The sequence below is a fragment of the Xenophilus sp. Marseille-Q4582 genome (assembly GCF_916700565.1).
Classification (GTDB): Bacteria; Pseudomonadota; Gammaproteobacteria; order Burkholderiales; family Burkholderiaceae_C; genus Xenophilus.
The window spans coordinates 280,180-299,696 of the sequence record NZ_CAKAKO010000003.1 but is presented as its reverse complement, the minus strand read 5'-3'; the positions used below and the strand labels follow the sequence as shown (position 1 = coordinate 299,696).

The window sequence follows — 19,517 nt, the reverse complement described above, 5'->3', positions numbered from 1 at the left end:
GGAGGCTGTCGTGTCCGACCCCAACGGGCTGACATGGGCAGCCACCCTCGTGTCGCTGGCGGTCGCTATCCCCACAGCGGGGCACGCGGTCATCTACAAGCGTGACCCTCGATCGGCCACGCTGTGGGTGCTGCTGATCGCGCTGTTGCCGCTGGGCGGTTCGCTGCTGTATGGGCTGTTCGGCATCAACCGTTACCAGCGGCGGGCGCGGCGGCTGTTTCCGGGGGCAGATCCTGCTGTTCGGCAGGACCTCGCGCCTACGATGCCCCAGGCCGTATCGGCGCCGTTTGCCGGCCTGGCGCACCTGGTGGGACGTGCCACCGGCCAGTCGCTGACCAGCGGCAACCGCATCGAGCCGCTCGTCGATGGCGAGCAGGCCTACCCGGCCATGCTCGCTGCCATCGAGTCGGCGCGGCACAGCGTCGCGCTGGCTTCGTACATCTTCGACAGCCAAGGCATCGGGGCGCAGTTCGTCGATGCGCTGCGCCGGGCTCATGAGCGCGGCGTGCAAGTGCGGGTGCTGATCGACGACGTCTATGCCCGCTGGAGGCCCCGCAGCGCCTACCGCGCCTTGCAACGCGCCGGCGTTCCGGCGGCGACGTTCAACCCGACGTTGATTCCCGCGCGCCTGCATGCCGCGCATCTGCGCAATCACCGCAAGCTGCTGGTGATCGATGGCGAGACGGGTTTCACCGGCGGCATGAACATCTTCAGCCCGTATTGGCGGCCCGATGCGCCGGAGCAGGCCTGTCACGATTTGCACTTTCGTCTGCGCGGGCCGGTGGTTGCGCATCTGATGCGGTGCTTCACCGATGATTGGTGCGATACCACGGGCGAGCGGCTCAGCAAGGGTTTCTGGGGCGAACCGCCCGCGACGGCTGATGAGCAAGGAACCTCTTGGGCGCGCGGCATCGAGGCCGGTCCCGATGAGGCCCTGGACAGGATGCGCTGGACCTTCATGGGCGCTTTGAGCGCGGCGAAGCATTCGGTGCGCATCTGGACACCTTACTTCGTGCCCGATCAGACGATGATGGCGGCGCTGAGCACGGCCGCGTTGCGCGGCGTGCGCGTCGAGGTGCTGACGCCCGCAAACGGCGACCATCCCACGGTGCAATGGGCCGCGCGCGCCCACTACTGGCAGGTGCTGGAGCACGGTGTACGCATCTTCGAACGGCCTGGCCCGTTCGACCACAGCAAGCTGATGCTGATAGACGGCCAGTGGTGCTGCCTGGGTTCTGCCAATTGGGATGCGCGCAGCCTGCGCCTCAACTTCGAGTTCAATGTGGAGGTGTACGACACCGCGCTGTCTACGCGGCTGGAATCCCTTTTTGATGCCGCTCGTGATGCGTCGGGCGAGATATCGGCGAAGGCGTTGCGCGCCCGCCCGCTGGCCATCCGCTTGCGCGACGGGGTGGCCCGTCTGTTCACCCCCATTCTCTAGCGACACGACTTGCGAGGAACATTGCCCATGGAAAAGAAAGATCAATGGAACATTGGCTACTGGATCGTCGCCGGCCTGTTGCTGCTGACGCTGCAGAACTACTGGCAGGCGGCCAAGACCGTCGAGCCCGTGCCCTACAGCGAATTCGAGAAGGCGCTGGCCGAGGGGCGCGTCGCCGAAGTGCTGGTGTCGGACCGCACGGTCACCGGGCGCCTGAAATCGCCGGACAGCCGGGGCAAGACCACCATCGTGGCCACCCGTGTCGAACCCGACCTGGCCGAGCGGCTGTCCAAGTACGACGTGCCCTATGCGCGGGTGGTGGAAAGCACCTGGCTACGTGATGTGCTCTCCTGGATTCTGCCGGCGGTGGCCTTCTTCGGCGTCTGGTTCTTCCTGTTCCGCCGCTTCGCCGAGAAGCAGGGCATGGGTGGCTTCCTGAGCATCGGCAAGAGCCGTGCCAAGGTATTCATGGAGAAGAACACTGGCGTGACCTTTGCCGATGTCGCTGGCGTCGATGAAGCCAAGGCGGAGTTGGTTGAGATCGTCGATTTCCTCAAGAATCCGCAGGAGTATGGACGGCTCGGGGCGCGCATCCCGAAAGGTGTGTTGCTGGTTGGCCCGCCCGGCACGGGCAAGACCCTGCTGGCCAAGGCCGTGGCGGGCGAGGCCGGGGTACCGTTCTTTTCCATCTCAGGCTCGGAGTTCGTCGAGATGTTCGTCGGCGTGGGTGCAGCGCGCGTGCGCGACCTGTTCGAGCAGGCCCGCGGGCAGGCGCCGGCCATCATCTTCATCGACGAGCTCGATGCGCTGGGCCGCGCGCGCGGCGTCGGCGGCCCCATCGGCGGCCACGACGAGCGCGAGCAGACCCTCAACCAGCTGCTCACGGAGATGGACGGCTTCGACAGCTCGGTCGGGCTGATCATCCTCGCCGCCACCAACCGCCCCGAAATCCTCGACCAGGCGCTGCTGCGCGCCGGTCGCTTCGACCGTCAGGTGCTGGTGGACCGGCCCGACAAGAAGGGACGGCTGGACATCCTGAAAGTCCACGTCAAGAAGGTGACGCTGGCTCAGGATATCGATCTCGAACAGGTGGCTGCGCTGACCACGGGCTTTTCGGGTGCAGACCTCGCGAACCTGGTCAACGAGGCCGCGCTGGCCGCGACCCGGCGCAAAGCGTCCGCCGTGGAGTTGCAGGATTTCACCTCCGCCATCGAGCGCATCGTGGCGGGCCTGGAGAAGAAGAACCGAGTGCTCAATCCCAAGGAGCGGGAAACCGTGGCCTATCACGAGATGGGGCATGCGCTGGTGGCGCTGGCGCTGCCAGGCACCGACCCAGTACACAAGGTTTCAATCGTTCCGCGTGGCATCGGTGCACTCGGCTACACCCTGCAGCGGCCCACCGAAGACCGATTTCTGATGACACGTGCCGACCTGGAGCACAAGATCGCCGTGCTCCTGGGAGGGCGTGCGGCTGAGAAGCTCGTGTTTGGCGAGCTGTCCACAGGGGCTTCAGACGATCTCGCGCGGGCCACCGACATCGCCCGTGACATGATTACGCGCTTCGGCATGGATGAGGGTTTGGGGTACGTTGCTTTTGAGGCACAGAGGCCGCGTTTTCTTGATGCGCCTGAACTGGCACAGGGTGGCTGCCGAGTAGCCGAATCGACTCAGACACGCATCGACCAAGCCATCCGTGACATTGTGATGGGTGTGTTTGATCGTGCATACCGAATTCTCGAAATTAACCGAGATGTGCTGGAGCGATGCGCGCGCGAACTGCTCGCACGGGAAACGCTGGATGAATACAGCATCCGGCAACTGACGCAAGGGCTACAGCTCGAATCCCCATGTCACGGCGGCCCAACTGCTGGAGCCATTACTTCCTCTGTGTCCCAAGGAGCCACCTCATGAGTGACAGCATTCATATCGTCTGCCCACACTGCCAATCCATCAATCGCGTGCCAGCCAACAAGTTGGCAGAGAAGCCCAATTGCGGGCGGTGCCAGCACCCGCTGTTCACCGGAGAACCCATTGATCTGACCACAGCGACCTTCGCCCGTCATCTGGAGCGCAGTGACCTGCCGCTGCTGGTTGACTTTTGGGCGCCGTGGTGCGGACCGTGCAAGATGATGGCGCCGCAGTTCGAGCAGGCGGCCTCCCTGCTTGAACCCAAGGTGAGGTTGGCCAAGGTAAATACCGAGGCCGAGCCTCACCTGGCCGCCCAGTTCGGTATTCGCAGCATTCCAACCCTGATTTTGTTCCGAGGGGGACATGAGGTTGCACGTCAGGCGGGCGCCATGGGCGCGCAGGACATTATGCGCTGGGTGGCTTCGCAATTGCCCCGGTGATTCAGGTGTGATCGAGTCGTCTTCTCGGACTCTCCGTTCCATTAACGTTTCATTGAAAGAGAGAGCGCAACGCTTATGAATAAAGAATCTGGCCACACGGCCCTTGACGAGATACGCTCCCAGTGGCGGTTGATGACGGTTTACGAGCGCTTCGAGCAGGTCGTTGCCATCACGCTTTCGGGCGTCATCGCGTTGGTAATTGTGATTTCGCTGATTCAGTTGATTCGGCTGGTGTTCACACTGCTCGTCATGGATGCGCTGAATCCACTGGATCATAAGGTTTTCCAGCTGGTGTTCGGTGCCACCATGACGCTGCTGATCGCCATGGAATTCAAGCATTCGATCGTCAAAGTGGCTCTGCGCAAGGAAAGCATCATCCAGGTCAAGACCGTCATTCTGATCGCGATCCTGGCACTGGCCCGCAAGTTCATCATCCTAGAACCCGACGTTGATCCTGCCAAAGTGGCCGCGCTGGCGGGGACGGTACTGGCCTTGGGTCTGACCTATTGGCTCATGCGTGAACGCGATGACCGCAAGAGCGAGTAATGGAGGCATGACCCCCTATGGTCTAGTCGGCCGACACGATGCCAGGTCGAGGCACCGCTGGCTCAATCGCTTTCAAACCGCGCTGCTGGTTTTGACCCTGGTGGGGATCGCAGCTGCCGCTGGCAGTCTGCTGTTCGGCGAGATTGGCCTTTGGCTGGCACTGGCAACATGCGCATTGACCCTGCTGATCGAACCTGTCGCCGCCTCCGCGATGACCTTGCGTCTGTATGGCGCCCGTCCCTTGCGCCCTGATGAAGCCCCCGCAATCTGGTCGTTGCTGCGAGCGCTCGCAGCTCGCGCAGGATTGCCGAACACGCCGGTTCCGTACTATGTGCCCAGCGACATCGTCAATGCCTTTGCCACCGGCTCCAGGCGCCTTGCCTCCATTGCCCTCACCGATGGCCTGTTCCGCAGCCTGAGTATGCGCGAACTGCAAGCCGTGCTGGCGCATGAAGTCGCGCACATCGCTCAAGAAGATCTTCGTGTCATGGGCTTGGCCGATTCGATCAGCCGGCTCACGAACCTGCTGGCGTTGTTGGGTCAGGTCGCGCTCCTGATCAGCATGCCAGCCTTGCTGGTCGGTGCAGCAGAAATTATTGATCCGGCCTCAATGAACTTGACTCAAGCCGCATAGCGTACCGTGGCGTGCTCGAAGTACTTGCGGATGCGCTCGGGCTGGCGTTGCACGCTGCGAAGGTGCTTGGCTGTGGCTTTGGCCAGTTGCAGCTTCGTTCGCGCCGGTGCCAGCTTCGTGACCGCCTGCTTGATATCCGCATTGGCCATCTCATCCGGGTTCAACTCCGGGCTATAGCTCGGTAGGTAGAACACCTCGATGGCATCGGCATGCTCGGCCAGCCAGGCCTTGACCGGTTTGGCATGATGCACCCGCAGGTTGTCCAGGATCAGGAACACCTTCTTGGTCTGTCCCTTGATCAGCCGGCGCAGGAAGTCGATCAGGATTGTGGTGTTGAGCGCCCCGTCAAAGATGCGCCAGCGCATCTGCCCTTTGTTGGTCACGGTGGAGATGACCGACAGGTTGTGGCGCTTGTTGTTGACCCGCACCACCGGCGTCTGGCCCTTGGGCGCAAAACCACGGCCGCGTACATCGTCGCTGCGCAGTCCACTCTCGTCGCCCCAGTGAATTTCGGCTCCCTCGGCCTTGGCCCGCGCGGCAATGGCGGGGTAGTCCTCGTCGAGCCACTTCTTGACCGCCGCCGGTGACTGCTCGTAGGCCTTCTTCATCGGCTTTTTCGGCGTGAAGCCCCAGCGCGCCAGGTACTTGCCCATGGTGCGCACTTGCAGTCGCAGCCCAAAGCGCTGTTCGATGAGTTGGGCCACAGCGGCGCGGGTCCACAGCGCGTAGGGCATCTTGAGCTGATCGGGCGTCTTGTCGGCGATGAGCTTGCGCACCAGGGCCTCCTGGGCGGGGTCGAGCAAGCGGTTTTCGCCGAGCTTGCGCCCGCCAATGGCGTCGTGCAGCGCCTTGGCACCGAGCGCCTCATGGCGTTTGCAGATGTTGAAGACGCCTGTGCGACTCAGGCCGGTGAGCGCGGCGATCTTGTCGTAGGTGTTGCCGGCCTTGCGTAGCCGGATGACCTGAACCCGGCGCTCATGCCGCGCTTCGTGGCTCAACGATCTCATGTCAGTTGCTTGCATGAATCCGAGTTGGGGGCGGTGCAGATAAATTCAAGTGCACAAGGGCCGAATCAATAACTGGATTGGCTTACTGTTGTTGGCCGCTTCGCCGCAACTGGCACTGCTCGCACAGTTGGGTCTGTCACGTGTGCGAGAGTTCGATGCCGACCGGATGGCAGTAGAGCTGACGGGAGATCCGCACGGGCTCGCCTCGGCGCTGGCGAAGATCGAGCGGGTGAGCCGCTCGTGGCGAGCCTGGTTGTTGCCCGGCTGGGGGAATCCCGAACCGTCCTGGTTGCGCACGCATCCGGCGACAGAGGATCGTATCGCGCGCCTGATGGCGTTGGCGCCTCAGCCATCGCAGGCCCTGCCGTTCCAAACGGAATATCTCGCGCCAAGGTCGTTCGCCCCGATGCGCCCGCCACGCCGGGGCCTGAGCGGCCTTTGGCGCTAAATCACTCGAAAGGAACCCCCGCCATGGCTTACCACGATCCTTACCCACAACGCCCAGCTCCGGATCATTTCGTCCGGCGGTGGCTCTTCATCACTGCGTGCGTTGCCGCACTCATGCTGTTCTGGCAGTTCCTGCCCGCCATCGAGGCCTGGTTCAGCCCGCGCCAAGCCGCTGAGCGCACCGTCACGCCGCGTGGCGATCTGGCCGCTGATGAAAAGGCCACCATCGAACTGTTCGAGAAATCCCGGGCATCGGTGGTCTACATCACGACGTCCCAACTGGTACGAGATGTCTGGACGCGCAACGTCTTTTCCGTGCCGCGCGGGACGGGTTCGGGTTTCATCTGGGATGACGCCGGTCATGTCGTTACCAACTTTCATGTGATTCAGGGGGCGTCGGAGGCCACTGTCAAACTGGCCGACGGCCGCGATTACCAAGCCGCGCTGGTCGGCGTGAGTCCGGCCCACGATATCGCGGTGCTCAAAATCGGCGTCGGTTTCCAGCGCCCGCCCGCCGTTCCGGTCGGCACCAGCGCAGACCTCAAGGTGGGACAAAAGGTGTTCGCCATCGGCAACCCCTTCGGCCTGGATTGGACACTCACCAACGGCATCGTGTCCGCGCTCGATCGATCGCTGCCCGGGGAATCTGGCGGAGTGACCATCGAACACCTGATTCAAACCGATGCCGCTATCAACCCCGGCAACTCGGGTGGGCCGTTGCTCGATTCGGCCGGCCGCCTGATCGGCATCAACACAGCGATCTACAGCCCTTCCGGTGCATCGGCTGGGATCGGCTTCGCCGTGCCGGTGGACACCGTCATGCGCGTAGTCCCGCAACTCATCAAGACCGGTAAGTACATCCGTCCGGCGCTGGGCATTGAGGTGGACGAACAGCTCAATCAGCACCTGCTTGCACTGACCGGAAGCAAGGGCGTGTTCGTGTTGCGTGTTACCCCTGGTTCGGCAGCGCACAAGGCCGGCCTCGCGGGTGTCGAAGTCACGCCGCAAGGCATCGTGCCGGGCGACCGCATCATCGATGTTGATGGCAAGGCGACGGACGATGTGGCCAAGCTGCTCGCGCGGCTAGACGACAGGAAGGTCGGCGATGTGGTGGTCTTGTCAGTGGAACGGGCCGGCAAATCGCGCGAGGTGCGTGTGGAGCTGCAACCCGGGAATTGATTGAACTGAACCTGTGGATCAGGCGGTAGTGCAGCGTCGCGGTGATTGAGGTTCTCAGGTCTTCGGCCAGGTAGCGTTCCGCCTCAACCTCCGTAATTTTCGGATGCGATCTGCCTATCCGAATAGGCAAGCATGCAACGCCGGAACCTCTTGCCAATCATCGAAGGAGAAAGCGAGGCGCAATCCGCTTGAGGTGGACGCAGGCCAGGAACGAGGCAAACAGGAGGCCGCATTGGAACTCAGACTACTGCGCTATTTCGTTGCGGTCGCGGAAGAACTGCATTTCGCGCGAGCGGCCGAGCGCCTTGGCGTAGAACAATCGCCTGTGTCGCGCGCAATGCGCAATCTCGAAGCCACGCTCGGCGTGCAGTTGTTCGACCGCAGCGCGCACCAGACGCGACTGACCTGGGCCGGTCAAGTGTTCCTCGGTGAGTGCCGGCGTGTGCTGGCCACCGTGGAGCAGGCGGTGAGTGCCGCAAAGGCGGCGGCGCAGGGCTATCAGGGTTATCTGCGCATCGCCATCTGCGACAGCTTGGCGCAGCCCCACATTGCCACCTTGCTGGCGCGCAGCCGCGAGGAAGAGCCCGAACTGGAGATTCGCGTCTTCGAGCTGCCTTTCGCGCAGCAGCTCAAGGGCCTGCACAACGATCTGCTGGACATCGGCTTTGCGCTGTCGGACGCGGTGAGCGAAGGCCTTGTCGCCGAGCCCGTGTGGACCGATCCTCTGTCGGTGATCGTGCCCGTGCGCCACCCCTTGTTGGCGCACGCGGAAGTGCCATTGGATGAAGCCTTGAAGTTTCCGTTGGTACTGTGCCATCCGGACGCGGGATCGGGCTGCCACCACCAGATCCAGGCGGTGCTTCAAGGTGCGTCCAAGCCGCTCAAGCTGGTAGATCAGGTGACGAGCCTAGGCGTGATGCTGACTCTGGTCGGTGCCGGTTATGGCCTAGGTTTCGCCATTGCCTCGCAGGTGCAGACCCTGAACCGCCCCGACATAACCGTTCGCCCCTTGGCCGGCACGCCGCCCATGCTGTCCACCTACCTGCTGCGCCGCAGCGCCGAACCCTCTGAGCCCATGAAGCGGTTTCTGCAGCGCGCCCGCGAGGAGTTCCTGCCAAAGGGAGATGAACCGGCCTCGTGACGTTGAGCGCTCGGGTACATTGGCTACTGCTGGCTGTCCATGGCTCGCACTGGACTTGCTCGGAGCGCGCGTTGACCAAGCGTGGTTTTTCAGTCCATAATTATGTCCATCTCGGTTCGCCGAGTGCGGAAAACTCGTTATCAATCAACGAGTTGGGAACACGATGATGTTCCCTTCACCCGCTCCACTTCAGCTTTCCATGGTGTTCCAAGGACGTCCATGGAGTGTTGCAAGTCATTGTCACGGTTCGGCTTTTCTAGAAAAGCCGTTCCAGTGACGTCCAGCGAAATCCACTGACGGCCGGCCCAAACTGGTACAAAAAGTGGCCCAAACAATGCGCGAACTTCCCCTGCCGCATTGTTGCTGGAGGAGCCGAGGTCCGATGGGAAACATGGCACTCAACTCGCTTTCATGGAGTTGGGATCATGCTTTCAGACCTCATGGCCCGGCAGGCCAAGTCCACCGGCAAGCCATACGCACTGGCCGACTTCGACGGCCTCTATCTCTACGTTTCTGAACCGCCCCGGTTTTCGCGGAGGCTCCCTCGTTTGAGAAGATGGAGCCATCATGAGGAAGTCAGTGAAGTTTTCGCCGGAGGTTCGCGAGCGTGCGGTGCGCATGGTGTTCGAGCACCGAGAGGAGCACGAATCGCAATGGGCGGCGGTTGTATCGATCGCCGGCAAGATCGGCAGCACGCCGCAGACGCTGCTGAACTGGGTGCGTCAGCACGAGCGTGACACGGGTCAACGCGAAGGCGTGACCACGGCCGAGGCCAAGCGCGTCAAGGAACTGGAGCGCGAAGTGCGCGAGCTTCGCCGCGCCAACGAGATCCTCAAGCTGGCCAGCGCGTTTTTCGCCCAGGCGGAGCTCGACCGCCGGCTGAAGTGATGTACGCCTTCGTGGACCGGCACCGCCAGCGGCATGGGGTCGAGCCGATCTGCAGGCTGCTGCAGATCGCCCCATCGGCCTACCGACGGCACGCTGCCCGGCAGCGCGATGCGGCCTTGCTCAGCGGCCGAGCCCAGCGAGACCAGGAACTGATGGCCCACATCGAACGGGTGTGGCAGGCCAACCTGCGGGTCTACGGCGCTGACAAGGTCTGGCGGCAACTGCAACGCGAAGGCCACACGGTGGCGCGCTGCACCGTCGAGCGCCTGATGCGCCGCATGGGGCTGCGTGGGGTCGTGCGCGGCAAGGTGGTGCGCACCACGATCGGCGATGCACGTGCGCCATGCCCGCAGGACCTGGTCAACCGACAGTTCAGTGCACAGCGCCCCAATCAGCTGTGGGTGAGCGACTTCACGTACGTGTCCACCTGGCAGGGCTGGCTGTACGTGGCCTTCGTGATCGACGTGTTCTCGCGGCGCATCGTGGGCTGGCGGGTGAGCACGAGCATGCGCACGGACTTCGTGCTCGACGCGCTGGAGCAGGCCCTGTACGCCCGCCAGCCCGGCCAGGAGGGCTCGCTCGTGTGTCACAGCGACCGCGGGTCGCAATACGTCAGTATTCGCTACACCGAGCGGTTGACCGAGGCCGGCATCGAGCCCTCGGTGGGCAGCAAGGGTGACTCCTACGACAACGCTCTGGCCGAGACGATCAACGGGTTGTACAAGGCCGAGTTGATCCATCGCCGGGCGCCCTGGAAGACCAGAGAGGCGGTGGAGTTAGCGACCTTGGAGTGGGTGTCATGGTTCAACAACCATCGGCTGATGGCCCCGCTGGGCTACGTGCCGCCGGCCGAGTTCGAGGCCAACTACTATCCCAATCTTGAGCAGCAGGCCAGCTCGGCCTGACTCAAGCCAACCAGCCTCCGCGAAAACCGGGGCGGTTCAAACACCAATCAAGCGCTCGATGATGACATGGTTTTGTTAGTAGCTCTTATGGTTCACTTGCCGCCCCTCCAGGGCCAGCAGATCGTGAATGCGCCTGTAGCCGAAGCGTCGGCGCTCATGGGCCAGCTCGACGATGCGCGTGCTCAACTCGGCCGTGGCGGCAATCATCCTGGGCGGCTGCCGGTAGCTTGTTCGTGACAACCCCGCATAGCGACAGGCGCGGCGTTCGCTGATGGCCAGTTGCTCGACCATCCTGGCGACCGCTTCGCGCCTGGCCTGCGGGGTCAGCGCTTTACCCCGAAGCCCACCTTCAGCGCTTCGATGTGCAGGTGTGCCTCGGCCAGCAGCTTCTTGAGCTTGGCGTTCTCCGACTCGATCTCGCGCAGCCGCGTGGCCTCGCTGGCCTGACCTTGCCTCGTTTTCACGTACATCAAGTCATGCAGCCAAGCTGGTGCTCTCCCAGATCACCGGGGGCAGGAAGCCGTTAGCCGAGTGCAAGCGCTGGCGGTTGTACCAGCCCTCGATCCAGTCGACGATGTCCAGCCTGGCCTGCGCCCGCGTGTCGTAGCGTACCTGGTAGATGCGCTCGACCTTCAGCGTCTTGAAGAAGCTTTCCATCGGCGCGTTGTCCCAAGCGTTGGCCTTCCTGCTCATGGACATCGTGATGCCCAACTCGGCGACCAGCGCCCGGTAGCGTCCGCTCGCATATTGCGCCCCACGGTCGCTATGTACCAGCAGGCCCTTGGGCGGCTTGCGCTGCCACCAGGACGACTTCAAGGCAGTACACACCAGCGTGGCGTCGATGGTCTCGGACATCGACCAGCCCACGATCCGCCGGCCAGCCAGGTCCATCACCGCCGCCAGATACAGCCAGCCCTCGCCGGTGGCCACATACGTTATGTCTGCCACCCACGCCTGATCAGACTGCCAGCCGTCGAAGCGCCGATCCAGCAGATTCGCCGCCACCGGCAGGCAATGTGCTGAGTCGGTGGTCACCACGAACGGCCTTCTGTACACCGGGCGCAGGCCCTGGCGCCGCAGGCTCTTGCGCACTCGCTCGGCGCTGACGACTTCGCCCTGCTGGCGCAGCTTGTGGACGATCCGAGGGCGGCCATAGCTTCGGCGGCTTGCATCGTGGATGGCCGCCACCTTTGCGTCCAAAGCTTGGTTCGCGAGTGTGCCGGCACTGGGCGGGCGCACGCGCCATTGGCAGTAGCCGCTGCGGGACACCTGCAGCACGCGGCACAGCCGGCTGACGGTGTACTGGTCGCGATGCTCATCGATCCAGGCGTACTTCATCGCGACCCCCTGGCGAAGTACGCCGTCGCTTTTCGAAGGACTTCCACGTCCAGCTTCGCGTCGGCCAACTCTCTGCGCAGGCGGCTGTTCTCTGCCTCCAGTTCGCTCACCGGGCGCCGAGTGGGCCCCTCACTGGGCGGCACAGCCGCGCCGCCAGAGCCGGCCGCTGCAATGCCCTTTCTGGACCAATTGCCCAACGTCGCCACCGGCACCCCAAGACGTCGCGCGGCCTCGTGCCCGCCGACCGACGCCGCAAGCCTGATAGCCTCGGCCTTGAATTCCTGTGTGTACTGCCTCTTGGGCAGCCTGCCTTCTTTCATCTCGATTCTCCGTACCTTTGAAGTTTCCAACTTCTTGCTGTACGTGAAATCGAGGCAAGGTCAATGAAGCCGAGTTGGGCATTCACGAACAGCGGCAGCTTCACCGGCTGCACGTTCATGTTCTCGCCCAGCGACAGCGCCGGGGGTACACCGGCCAGCGCCTGGTCCACCTGCTCGCGCAGCGCCTGCAGCGTGCTCTTGGTCTGCTCCAGCTTGTCTTCGATACGCAGCATCCAGAAATCGGAGTACGGATCGTCCTGCTCGGCGCCGCGCTTCATCTTGTTCATGGCGCTGATGAAGCCGTTGAGACCGATAATGCCGGCGCGTCCCTCGGTCGGCGCCCGGCCGTGCCAGATGCGCGAAGCGTGATGAGTGTGCAGCGTCAGCGACATCGCGCTGCGCAGCGAGCCGAGATTCAGTTGCAGGGGTTCATTGGCCATGGGTGACGACTCGCATTAACGGAACGAGTCGCCAGCATCGGCACCGACCGGAAGGCCGTCAGTCAACAAACCGCAATCGGCGTGCGCCTGGTTTGTCCGTGCCGGGAAGGCTGGCTGTCCCAGCTATCCCCTGGGGATAGCCTCGCGGCGGGTAGCGACGGCAAGCGCCGCCTGCTGTCCCAACTGTGCAATGAAACCTTCGAGTTGGCCGTCGGCGACATCGGCATGGCGGCCGGCGGTGATGTCGGCCCAGCCCATGCAAGCTGCTTCCTGCAGCGCCTTGAGTTTGGCTGCTTCAGGCTCCTTGGCATTCATGGTGAATCTCCAGTGAGGAAAACCGCCTTCACTCCCGTGCCGGCGGCCACTGCTGCGCGGCGTGCAACACGCGCAGGATGGACACCGCGCGGGTGTCCTCCATGTAGACCACCACGTAGTTCGCACGCACGACCATCTCCCGCGTGCCGGCCACGCGGCCAGGCCGGTAGAGCTTCGGGCGCTCCGGCAGCTTCGCGGCCTTGGCCTCGATGTCGTCCTTCAACCGCTGCGCGGCATCGGGGTTGTCGTCCGAGATGTAGTCAACAATCGCCAGCAGGTCGGCGCGGGCAGCTTCCCGCCACTCAAGTACGCGCACGCCGCTTCCTGTCGATCAGGGCCTGCGCCTCGTCCATGACCTGCTGGTGCGGCACCGGCGGCCGTGTGTCGGCCAGCGCCTCCTGGACCTTCGCCCGGAACCAGGCATCGTAGGCCTCCGGGTCGGCCGTGAGGCCAGCCGGCAGCGCGCCTTCCTTGACCACACGGGTCAGCAGGATGCGCACGGCGTCCGAAACGGTGAGGCCGACCCCGGCGAGCTTCTCGGCGGCATCGGCCTTGAGCTTATCGTCCACACGGATGTGCAGCATCGAAGTCTGTGCGGCCATCGTTGCTTCTCCTGTTATGCATTAGCCCCTATTTTGTATCTCAATTGAGACCTTGGCAATGGTGTGGCCGGATTGCCCCGCCGGAAGCCTCCCTGTCTCGGCTATCCCCTGGGGATAGCTCGGCCGGTCACGGGTCGCGCAGGGCCGCCCGCAGCCGCGCCAGGTGGGCGCGCGCCACTTCGGGGGATACCGGCGGTGCCGATGGCGCCGGTGCGGGCTCGGGTGGACGGGAAGCAGGCGGCACCGTGTCGCTGTCGCCCGCCCAGGCCTTGAACTCCCCACGGATCGCCTTCTGCACGATGCCGAACAGATAGCCGGCCGGGTTGCGCACAGCGCTGTTGCGGCAGCGTGCCTCCCATTCGTCGAGCACGGCCTGCCGCTGGGCCTCGTCCACCTGCTGCAGGGCCACCAGCGCGCCGCCCTGCTGCTCGTCCTTCAGGCGCAGGAAGCGCTCGGGCAGTCGCAGGTTCTGCAAGGCCCTCGCGCGCGGTACTGTACGTACTTCATTTATACGATCATTACGTACTGTACGGTCCTCCTTCGGAATCCGAAGATGGCCATCCTGCGCGGGTTCCAGCCCCGCTTCGGATTCCGAAGACGGGCGCACGCCATTCCGAAGAAGGGCTTCCTGGCCTTCTTCGGATTCGTGGTCCGCACCCTCCTGTGGATAACCTGGCGTCGTCCAGCCATACCGCACCATGCGCTGCGCGAGCACCTGCAGGCGGGTCGGCAATGTGCGGCCGCCGAGCAGCGGGTCTTCGGCAATCTCCTTGAGCGTGTTCATGCCCACGATCTGCACCGCCTTGGCGGCATGGGTCAGCGCCTGGCTGACCAGGCCGAGGTAGTCGGCATCGAGCTGCATCGCCTCGAAGGGCGACAGCGGTTCGTCGTGCAGCACGTAGAGGTTCCCCTGGATGCGGCCGGTCTTCGGGTCGCGCCGTCGTCGCACCAGGCTCAGCCAGCGCGTCAGCCGCAACAGCGTCAGGGCGCGCGCCACGGTCTCATGCGATGCTTGCGCCGCGCAGGGCATCGAGGCCAGGTAGGGGCGCAATTGGTCGTAGGTGGGAAAGGCGGTCACGCCGTCGTCGCTGAGCTGCAGGCGGAACACCTGCCAGGCGTTGCGCTCCAGCGGGGTCAGGCGCCGGTCGAGGAACAGTCGGCGCGGCACGCTCTCATGGCGGTTGCCGCTGTAGAGGAAACCGTCCTGGTTCGGCGCCGTGCCCTGCGCCAGTTCCTTCGGCTCAAGGTGCCGCAGCGCCTCGTCGAACAACGCCGACAGCGCAACCGGGCCATCGCGCCGTGGTGCGCTGCCCGTGGTCATGGCTACACCAGCCCCTGGTCGATCCAGTTCCGTATCGCCGACCAGATCACCGACATCGGCAGGCTCATCGCCTCGGCCAGGTCCATGGTCAGCGCCAGCAGCGCCATGTCGTCGGTCAGGGCAATATGGCGCTCGGCGACGCCGGCCTTCCAGCGCTCCCACAAGGCCACGTCCTGCGTCTCGTCGAGCACCGGATGCCGGCCCTTGCGCTTGGGCAGCCCGAGGATGTCGCGGCGCAGCGCCACTTCCTGATGCGTGAGGCCGTAGAACTTGCTGACCATCTCCGTGCTCGCCCCCAGGCGGAGCATGCGGTCCACCGTGGCGATCTCCCGCTCTACGTCGTGCACCTGGCTCAGCAGCCGCTTCAACACTTCGCGGTTCACCGACACCGAACACCACGACACCGTGGCATTCACCAGCATGCTCACGAGTTCGGGGTGCTTCAGCGCATCCAGCTCTTCCTCGCCGAAGCCCATGGCCTTGCAGCGGCGCAACTGGCCGTTGCGCAAGTCATGCAGGGCCTGGGCGATCACGGCTTGGTTGAGTGGGTGCGGTGCCGACATGCGGAAGCCTCCTGCGCTCAGTAATCCTGGCTCGCTACGCCGGCTTCCAGATCCAGCAGCCGGCGCGCCAGGCGCAGCAGACGGAACAGCTTCACCAGCGCAGCATCGCTCAGGCGTGTAGCCGAGCCGCCGTGGCCATGGAGCAGCGCCGCCAACTCGTCGGCCAGCAGTGCACGGTCCAAGCCGTTCGCGGCGGGTGGCGCCGAACTCAGCGCCTCCAGCAGGGTCAGCACCGCCCGCGCGAACGCAGGCAGCGCCTTTGCCTGGCCCACGGCCGGCGCCACGCAGACAAAGCCGATGCCGCCGACGCTGGCCTCGATGTGGTCGCCGACCGCCGCTTCCTCGCCGATCTCGCGCGCGAACTGCGCGATGTGCACGCGCAGGCGATCCGGCACGTCCAGCGCCGGCTCGACGTACCAGACGTCCGAGATGGGATAGAGCCCGCCGACCTGCACGGGGATCGCACGCAGCGCGTCGGTCTCGAAGTCGGGCAGCTTGTCGCCGAGCTGGTCCGCAACCATCCGCTGGATGGACTGCAGGCGCTCGGTGGTCGGTGCCGGTGTCACGATGTGCCCTTGCAGGCGCTCTTCGCGTACCCCGTGCTGGTCCTCCGGCGCTTCAGGCGATGCAGGCGGTGTCGCTGCTGGCGCCGGAGGCGCGACCGGCGTGGTGTCGCGCGGCACGGACGAGGCGGGTGGCTGCTGAGGCGCGGAGACCGGCGGAGGAGGACCAGCAGGCGCGACGGGCGCTGCCGGTGGTGTCGGCGCCGCCGGTTCGCTGCTCAGCGCACGCTGGCGGCTTTCGCTGTCGTTGATCTCCAGCGCCAGCGTGTCGTAGTCCGCCTCCAGCAGTTCGGCCATCTGGCCCACCAGTTCGTCCTGCACCCGCTGCGGCGAGAAGTCGTCCGGCTGTGTGTCGAACTGCGTCAGCACGTCCTGAAACAGCGTGGCGAAGTCCACGGCCACGGTGCGGCCCAGCGCACGCCGCTCCCAGGTGCGCTCGCACGCCTTGCGCAGCACCGCGAGCCGGTCCACCTGATGCCGGCCCAATCCGCCGTACAACAGCGTCGGGATCGCCGGCAGCAGATAGCGCACCGCATCGTTCATGCGGCTGATGTGTGACTGCGGCACCGGATAACCGTCGGCAGTCAGCCGCCGCGCGAGTTCGCTCTGCGACAGCGCCTGGCCGCTTTCCTGCTCGTAGAACTCGCGCGCCTTCTCGATGCCCAACGCCCGCTCGATGAAGGTCAGGCCGCCGCGCAGCTCGTTCTCGGCCAGATGCCCGGTCAGCGCCACGATCTCGCCGCGCGCCGGCCACGGGCGGAACAGGCACGCAATCCGGAAGAAGCGTTCCTCCTTGGTCTCGCTCCACAACTCGCGCAGGATCGCCAGCCGCGTGTTGCCGCCGTTGCGAATGATGTAGTGCGCCTCGCCCGGCCTGCGCGTGATCGCGGGGGGCGCGTCCAGCCCACGTTCGCGGATGGACGCCTTGATCTCCGCATAGGCCGGGTTGCGCGTCACGCGCGGGTCGTGGTCGTAGGGCCGCAACTGGTCCAGCGTCACCACCATCGGCGTGTCGGCGATGGGGTCGCTCAAGGTCGCGGCCGAAGGGCCGCTGCGCTCGAAGCCGGTGGCCAGCAGCTTGGCGGCCATGTCCTGCGGCGTCGGCTCAGCCATCGCTGCTCTCCCGAGATGCCGTCAGTGCCTGTCGATCGGCGCGGCGAAGCTGCGCGCGAGCGTTGCGGCTGGCGCGATGATCGCTCGCGGTCGAACTGGTGTAGATCGCGGCGCAGCCGGGCTTGGTGAACATCAGGTGCCCGCCGCGCGTGCGTTTCACGTGCCAACCTTCGCCCAGCGCGAACTCGATCAGCGCGCGCAGCCGCGCATGGCCGCGGGCCAGTTCATGCGCGTTCGCCATGACTGGCTCCCCCTGCGCGGCCCCTGCCGGTAACGCACGCGAAGCGCTCCCGCCATGCCGGGAACAGCTCGCCAGCCAGCGCACGCATCGTCTCCAACGCCGCAGGCGCAGTACGGCCCATTGGTTGCCGGTACTCGACGCGATGCACTGGCAGCCCCCGTGTTGCGGCACGTGGGTAGGCTTCGATGGCCGGGACGTCGGTGTTCAGGACCTGTATGCCAGCGTGCGCCTGGAACACTTGTCGCAGGGCCTGCTGGATCAGTCGGGCGTTCGACGAAACCGGATGCACACGGTTGATGAGCAAGCGCAGCGGTGGCGGCTCGATGCCGAGGTGCCGATACGGAGCGATATCCTCGATCAGTTGCAGCGTGCCGCGCCTCAGCTCACGCGCCGCCAGGATTTCCGGTGTCACCGGCGACAGCGCCAGGCTGGAGGCCAGTACCGCCATCTCCAGCAGCACACTGCGCGCTCCCTGGGTATCGATCAGCAGCAGGTCGTAGTGCGTGCGGAAGACGGGCAGCAAATGGCGCAGTCGCAGGCGCCCATCCGGAGCGTGCAGCAGCAGCGTGTTCAGTTCGCCGCGGTCGTCGTTGGAGAGCACCAGGTCCAGGCCCGCGATCGCGGTGCGCGACACCAGTTGCTCGATGCGCCGTTCGTTGAAGGCCAGCATCTCGTAGATGCCGCCGGGCGCGCGCACGTCCAGCGTGAAGTAGCTCGACAGCGTGGGCTGCACGTCCAGATCCAGCAGCAGCACGCGCAGCCCGGCATCGGCGATGAAGCCGCCCAGGTTGGCCGCCGTCGTGGTCTTGCCCACGCCGCCCTTGGTCGAAATGATGGACACCACCTGCATGAGCTTCTCCTCCTCGAATGGCATGAACCGAGAAGAAGCGTCAGGCGCGTTCTTTGAGGCGATCGGCGATCCACTGTTCGATCTCCACCGAGTCCCAGCCGATGGCGCGTACCCCGAGGCGCAGGGGCTTGGGAAACTTGCCCTCCTTGATCAGGTTGTAGATGTGGGCGCGCTTGAAGCCGGTCTTGGCCTCGACTTCCGCGCGACGCAGGATGCGATGTTCGTTCGGCGCCGCGGTGGCGATGGTCTGGGCAGTCACGAGGGGCACTCCTTGGCGCTGTGTAGCGGCGGTGATGGACGTGCCCCGTATTCAATAGCGCGGTTCCCGCGCAGTCACCGCAAGTGCAGGCTCGGCGTCTGCACTTGCAGTCAGCGGTCCTGGGTGGCGAGATGACGCCTGGCTGCCGAAAACTTCGCCCACAGCGTTCGCTCGCTGATCCCGGACTTGTCGCCGTAATGGGCAACCAGCGCACTGATGACCGATTCCAGCGTCTCGAAGGAAGAATAGGGAACGCCATTGGGCGACTTGCCCAGCAGCAGGGTCAAAAGACCGCCAACGATGTTCAGGTAGGTGGACTCACTGCGGGCGCCCGGCACCCCGGAACGCTTCTCGCGCTCCGTACGTGCCTGGTGCTCCTGGCTGAGCGTCTGGAACTGGGCATAGAGCGCATCCCAGGCTTGCACCCTGTCGGCAAGCTGGAGCTTCAATGCCTCGCGATCCATGACCAGTGCCTGCACAGCATCGACGCTGACGGCCGGATGCAGGTGACGCTCGAAGGCATCGAACAGGAAGGCCGGTCGCTGGTCGAGATAGAAGCGGATCATCCAGGCCTTCAGATCGACATGTCGGATCGTGAGGCTGAGGTCATCGAGCAAGGCGGGGTCGTTGCTCGTGATGCCGTCCTTGCCGTAGGGAAGGTCGAGATGCACCAGTGCGTCGTAGATCCGTTCCGCGTTCAGGCGAAGCTGTGGCCAGCGCGCCAGTTCGGGGTGCTCCGGCAAGCGGTTCATCCCATTGGCGACATCGAGGATGCGACGCTCGAAACGCGACAGCCCTGCCCACGGGATGGCCGCCTCGATTGGGCCGTAGAAGACCTTGGCGTGGGCGCCGGAAGAAAATGACTTTCGCATGACTGCTCCCTGGTAACCGGATTCAGGACATCTGCTTCCCTCGTTGATTGGAATCGCTGCCGGGACGCGCCTTCACGGCGCGAGACGGTGGCGGCTTGGCTTGTGAGAAAGGCCGGAATGACGGATGTTCACCAGAGCAGCCGCCTGTCGATATGGCGCTTGTCCACCAGCACCGAGCCTCTGC

General features: G+C 64.6%; 19 protein-coding genes, 4 pseudogenes and 1 other annotated feature. Of the genes and pseudogenes, 9 read left to right on the top strand and 14 right to left on the bottom strand.

Going from position 1 to position 19,517, the window contains the following annotated elements; all coding sequences use genetic code 11:
* Positions 1 to 10: 10 nt before the first annotated feature.
* The 5 genes and pseudogenes from cls to LG388_RS11855 form a co-directional block, all read left to right on the top strand.
* Entirely contained in the window at positions 11 to 1,441 is a 1,431-nt protein-coding gene (cls, locus tag LG388_RS11875) for a cardiolipin synthase (protein ID WP_225783011.1), read from the top strand.
* A 27-nt stretch (positions 1,442 to 1,468) separates the two neighbouring features.
* Entirely contained in the window at positions 1,469 to 3,352 is a 1,884-nt protein-coding gene (gene ftsH, locus LG388_RS11870) for an ATP-dependent zinc metalloprotease FtsH (protein WP_225783010.1), read from the top strand.
* A complete protein-coding gene (gene trxC / locus LG388_RS11865; protein ID WP_009238721.1) occupies positions 3,349 to 3,789 on the top strand; it encodes a thioredoxin TrxC in 441 nt (146 codons plus the stop codon). The genes ftsH and trxC overlap by 4 nt, the downstream gene beginning before the upstream one ends.
* Positions 3,790 to 3,864: 75 nt before the next feature.
* On the top strand, positions 3,865 to 4,335 hold the full coding sequence (locus LG388_RS11860) for a phosphate-starvation-inducible PsiE family protein (RefSeq protein WP_225783009.1): 471 nt from the start codon (positions 3,865 to 3,867) through the stop codon (positions 4,333 to 4,335).
* 7 nt (positions 4,336 to 4,342) lie between these two features.
* A pseudogene (locus LG388_RS11855) lies at positions 4,343 to 4,954 on the top strand (M48 family metalloprotease); the annotation flags it as partial.
* Between the two features lie 2 nt (positions 4,955 to 4,956).
* On the opposite strand, the gene LG388_RS11850 reads toward LG388_RS11855, so the two are convergent.
* The gene (locus LG388_RS11850; protein WP_225783008.1) at positions 4,957 to 5,991 is read right to left on the bottom strand and encodes an IS630 family transposase; all 1,035 of its coding nucleotides are present in this window, start codon (positions 5,989 to 5,991) and stop codon (positions 4,957 to 4,959) included.
* 55 nt (positions 5,992 to 6,046) lie between these two features.
* On the opposite strand from LG388_RS11850, the pseudogene LG388_RS11845 reads away from it, so the two are divergent.
* The 4 genes and pseudogenes from LG388_RS11845 to LG388_RS11830 all read left to right on the top strand — a co-directional run.
* A pseudogene (locus LG388_RS11845) lies at positions 6,047 to 6,424 on the top strand (M48 family metalloprotease); the annotation flags it as partial.
* A 23-nt stretch (positions 6,425 to 6,447) separates the two neighbouring features.
* Positions 6,448 to 7,602 (top strand): S1C family serine protease, encoded by a 1,155-nt coding sequence (locus LG388_RS11840; RefSeq protein ID WP_094868207.1) that lies wholly within the window; start codon positions 6,448 to 6,450, stop codon positions 7,600 to 7,602.
* Positions 7,603 to 7,834: 232 nt separating this feature from the next.
* Positions 7,835 to 8,743 carry a LysR family transcriptional regulator gene (locus tag LG388_RS11835; RefSeq protein WP_003141085.1) on the top strand — a complete coding sequence of 303 codons (909 nt, stop codon included), beginning with the start codon at positions 7,835 to 7,837 and terminating at the stop codon, positions 8,741 to 8,743.
* Between the two features lie 567 nt (positions 8,744 to 9,310).
* A protein-coding gene (locus tag LG388_RS11830) for an IS3 family transposase (protein ID WP_225781283.1) occupies positions 9,311 to 10,536 on the top strand; the annotation gives its coding sequence in 2 pieces (ribosomal slippage) (positions 9,311 to 9,599 and positions 9,599 to 10,536; 1,227 coding nt in all).
* Positions 9,589 to 9,705 (top strand) — a sequence feature (AL1L pseudoknot). Its footprint overlaps the gene before it by 117 nt.
* An 84-nt stretch (positions 10,537 to 10,620) precedes the next feature.
* Here LG388_RS11830 and LG388_RS11825 read toward each other — a convergent pair.
* From LG388_RS11825 to LG388_RS11765, 13 genes and pseudogenes are all read right to left on the bottom strand, one after another.
* Positions 10,621 to 10,982: pseudogene (locus tag LG388_RS11825) on the bottom strand (IS3 family transposase); the annotation flags it as partial.
* Between the two features lie 28 nt (positions 10,983 to 11,010).
* A protein-coding gene (locus tag LG388_RS11820) for an IS3 family transposase (protein WP_225783007.1) occupies positions 11,011 to 12,194 on the bottom strand; the annotation gives its coding sequence in 2 pieces (ribosomal slippage) (positions 11,011 to 11,903 and positions 11,903 to 12,194; 1,185 coding nt in all).
* Positions 12,195 to 12,256: 62 nt separating this feature from the next.
* Positions 12,257 to 12,634, bottom strand: a pseudogene (locus tag LG388_RS11815) (PFL_4669 family integrating conjugative element protein); the annotation flags it as partial.
* A gap of 123 nt (positions 12,635 to 12,757) precedes the next feature.
* On the bottom strand, positions 12,758 to 12,949 hold the full coding sequence (locus LG388_RS11810; RefSeq protein ID WP_009618207.1) for a hypothetical protein: 192 nt from the start codon (positions 12,947 to 12,949) through the stop codon (positions 12,758 to 12,760).
* 28 nt (positions 12,950 to 12,977) lie between these two features.
* On the bottom strand, positions 12,978 to 13,265 hold the full coding sequence (locus tag LG388_RS11805) for a type II toxin-antitoxin system RelE/ParE family toxin (protein ID WP_009618209.1): 288 nt from the start codon (positions 13,263 to 13,265) through the stop codon (positions 12,978 to 12,980).
* Positions 13,252 to 13,551 (bottom strand): type II toxin-antitoxin system RelB/DinJ family antitoxin, encoded by a 300-nt coding sequence (locus tag LG388_RS11800; protein ID WP_009618210.1) that lies wholly within the window; start codon positions 13,549 to 13,551, stop codon positions 13,252 to 13,254. Before LG388_RS11800 ends, LG388_RS11805 begins: the two co-directional genes overlap by 14 nt.
* 127 nt (positions 13,552 to 13,678) lie before the next feature.
* Entirely contained in the window at positions 13,679 to 14,872 is a 1,194-nt protein-coding gene (locus LG388_RS11795; protein ID WP_225783006.1) for an STY4528 family pathogenicity island replication protein, read from the bottom strand.
* 2 nt (positions 14,873 to 14,874) lie between these two features.
* Positions 14,875 to 15,435, bottom strand: coding sequence for a DUF2857 domain-containing protein (locus tag LG388_RS11790; RefSeq protein ID WP_225783005.1), 561 nt, complete (start codon positions 15,433 to 15,435; stop codon positions 14,875 to 14,877).
* 17 nt (positions 15,436 to 15,452) lie between these two features.
* Positions 15,453 to 17,111 (bottom strand): ParB family protein, encoded by a 1,659-nt coding sequence (locus tag LG388_RS11785; protein ID WP_225783004.1) that lies wholly within the window; start codon positions 17,109 to 17,111, stop codon positions 15,453 to 15,455.
* Positions 17,104 to 17,352 carry a hypothetical protein gene (locus LG388_RS11780; RefSeq protein ID WP_009618214.1) on the bottom strand — a complete coding sequence of 83 codons (249 nt, stop codon included), beginning with the start codon at positions 17,350 to 17,352 and terminating at the stop codon, positions 17,104 to 17,106. Before LG388_RS11780 ends, LG388_RS11785 begins: the two co-directional genes overlap by 8 nt.
* Positions 17,336 to 18,202, bottom strand: coding sequence for a ParA family protein (locus LG388_RS11775; protein WP_225783003.1), 867 nt, complete (start codon positions 18,200 to 18,202; stop codon positions 17,336 to 17,338). The genes LG388_RS11780 and LG388_RS11775 overlap by 17 nt, the downstream gene beginning before the upstream one ends.
* 40 nt (positions 18,203 to 18,242) lie before the next feature.
* Positions 18,243 to 18,461, bottom strand: a complete 219-nt coding sequence (locus LG388_RS11770) for an AlpA family transcriptional regulator (protein ID WP_225783002.1) — start codon at positions 18,459 to 18,461, stop codon at positions 18,243 to 18,245.
* Positions 18,462 to 18,571: 110 nt separating this feature from the next.
* The gene (locus LG388_RS11765) at positions 18,572 to 19,333 is read right to left on the bottom strand and encodes a hypothetical protein (protein WP_225783001.1); all 762 of its coding nucleotides are present in this window, start codon (positions 19,331 to 19,333) and stop codon (positions 18,572 to 18,574) included.
* Positions 19,334 to 19,517: the final 184 nt, after the last annotated feature.